Here is a 2,500-nt window from a genome sequence, read left to right as displayed (position 1 = left end):
CCCCTTGCGGGGTACCATACCTTCAGTATGGTGGGTTGCCCCATTCGGACATCCGCGGATCATATCGTGTGTGCCGATCCCCGCGGCTTTTCGCAGCTTATCACGTCCTTCGTCGCCTCTGGGAGCCTAGGCATCCCCCATACGCCCTTGTCCAGCTTGTCGCCGAACCTTTGATTCCTAGTCGCTCGCTCTCTCTACTTAAAAAAAATTCGTGTTTCCTCCCAGTGCGCACATCCATAACAAATGCGCGCCCTGTCCCAATATGTCAATGAACCTTTGTGGCGGGTCGCCACCGACAATTATAAAAAACCATCGGCAACAGACTCTTCGCCCAATTCGTAAGCTCTCCTTCGCCCTCTTCACAAGTGGACCTGTCCACCGAAGCGAGCTACGGCGAGCGTAGGTGGAGAATATCGGAGTCGAACCGATGACCTCCTGCGTGCAAGGCAGGCGCTCTAGCCAGCTGAGCTAATCCCCCGTTTTCCAGTTGTCGGTTAACGGTTAACGGTTAACGGTACTATATAACGGCAACTCAACACCTAGAATTTCCAATGATCCTATTCTCAATGAACCTCCATGGACCTTGGCCCATGGTACAAAAACCATAACACGGAGCTTCGTAGTCCCAGGCAGACTCGAACTGCCGACCTCTACATTATCAGTGTAGCGCTCTAACCAGCTGAGCTATGGGACTGTAGCTTTCCAATGTGCAACGGGGCCGGGGCCGCCGCCGCTATATCCTTATCGCGGGGACGTGGGGAACAGGCAGAAAAAAAGAAAAAAAAGACCGAAGGGCACGGGAAGGGGCGCAACGGGCGCCGCGCTCCAGAAAGGAGGTGTTCCAGCCGCACCTTCCGGTACGGCTACCTTGTTACGACTTAGCCCTAGTTACCGATCTTGCCCTAGGCCGCTCCTCGCGGTGACGGACTTCAGGCACTCCCGGCTTCCATGGCTTGACGGGCGGTGTGTACAAGGCCCGGGAACGTATTCACCGGATCATGGCTGATATCCGATTACTAGCGATTCCAGCTTCACGGGGTCGGGTTGCAGACCCCGATCCGAACTGTGACCGGTTTTGTGGATCCGCGCCCCCTTACGGGGTGGCTTCCCGCTGTACCGGCCATTGTAGCACGTGTGTGGCCCAGGACGTAAGGGCCGTGATGATTTGACGTCGTCCCCACCTTCCTCGCGGTTTGCACCGGCAGTCCCGTTAGAGTCCCCATCTTTACATGCTGGCAACTAACGGCAGGGGTTGCGCTCGTTATAGGACTTAACCTGACACCTCACGGCACGAGCTGACGACAACCATGCAGCACCTTGCAAAATGTCCGAAGAAAAGGGTATCTCTACCCCTGTCATTATGCATTTAAGCCCTGGTAAGGTTCCTCGCGTATCATCGAATTAAACCACATGCTCCACCGCTTGTGCGGGCCCCCGTCAATTCCTTTGAGTTTCATTCTTGCGAACGTACTCCCCAGGTGGGACACTTATCACTTTCGCTTGGCCGCCGAGCCCGAGGGCCCGACAGCTAGTGTCCATCGTTTACGGCGTGGACTACCGGGGTATCTAATCCCGTTCGCTCCCCACGCTTTCGTCCATCAGCGTCAGTACACGGTTGGCGACCTGCCTTCGCGATCGGTGTTCTATGTGATATCTATGCATTTCACCGCTACACCACATATTCCGGCCGCCCCACCGTGACTCAAGACCGCCAGTATCAAGGGCACCTCCACGGTTGAGCCGTGGTATTTCACCCCTGACTTAACGGCCCGCCTACGGACCCTTTAAACCCAATGATTCCGGATAACGCTCGGACCCTCCGTATTACCGCGGCTGCTGGCACGGAGTTAGCCGGTCCTTATTCTTACGGTACCGTCAACTCCCCACACGTGGGGAGGTTTCTTCCCGTACAAAAGCGGTTTACGACCCGTAGGGCCGTCTTCCCGCACGCGGCATGGCTGGATCAGGCCTCCGCCCATTGTCCAATATTCCTCACTGCTGCCTCCCGTAGGAGTCTGGTCCGTGTCTCAGTACCAGTGTGGGGGATCCCCCTCTCAGGGCCCCTAACCATCGTAGCTTTGGTAGGCCGTTACCCCACCAACTTGCTAATGGTACGCATGGCCATCCGCTGCCGCCCGTAGGCTTTAACCCTCTCGCGATGCCGCGAAAGGGTACCACGGGGCATTAATCCGGGTTTCCCCGGGCTATTCCCCTGCAGCGGGCAGGTTCCATACGCGTTGCGCACCCGTGCGCCGGTCGCCATCTCTGTGCAAGCACAGAATGCTGCCCCTCGACTTGCATGTGTTAGGCCTGCCGCTAGCGTTCATCCTGAGCCAGGATCAAACTCTTCATCGTCGACTCGTATATATCTACGCGCCGGCGCCCGAAGCCCGATCCCGTGCCCTCGATCTAAATTATCATTATCTGCTTTTCTTGTCTGTTTCCTCGGAGTAAGGCCCTCTTAAAGACCCACTCCTCGTCTCCACAATATGTATATGAA

The 2,500-nt window shown here is 56.4% G+C and carries 2 tRNA genes and 2 rRNA genes (1 of these 4 cut by a window edge); all 4 read right to left on the bottom strand.

The annotated features are described in order from the left end of the window. Positions 1 to 163 (bottom strand): 23S ribosomal RNA (locus ACP2AF_RS00020) (it extends 2,681 nt beyond the left edge of the window). Positions 164 to 404: 241 nt separating this feature from the next. Then, positions 405 to 478 (bottom strand) — tRNA-Ala (locus ACP2AF_RS00015). A 142-nt stretch (positions 479 to 620) separates the two neighbouring features. After that, a tRNA-Ile gene (locus tag ACP2AF_RS00010) sits at positions 621 to 694 on the bottom strand. Positions 695 to 829: 135 nt separating this feature from the next. Beyond that, a 16S ribosomal RNA gene (locus ACP2AF_RS00005) occupies positions 830 to 2,355 on the bottom strand. The 16S and 23S rRNA genes sit together here with 2 tRNA genes alongside, the layout of an rRNA operon. Between the last annotated feature and the right edge of the window lie 145 nt (positions 2,356 to 2,500).

Origin of the sequence: Ulvibacterium sp., from assembly GCF_965248315.1 — a bacterium.
Lineage (GTDB): Bacteria > Bacteroidota > Bacteroidia > Flavobacteriales > Flavobacteriaceae > Ulvibacterium.
Note: the sequence above shows the minus strand (reverse complement) of the source record. Positions and strands in the feature narration are given on the sequence as shown.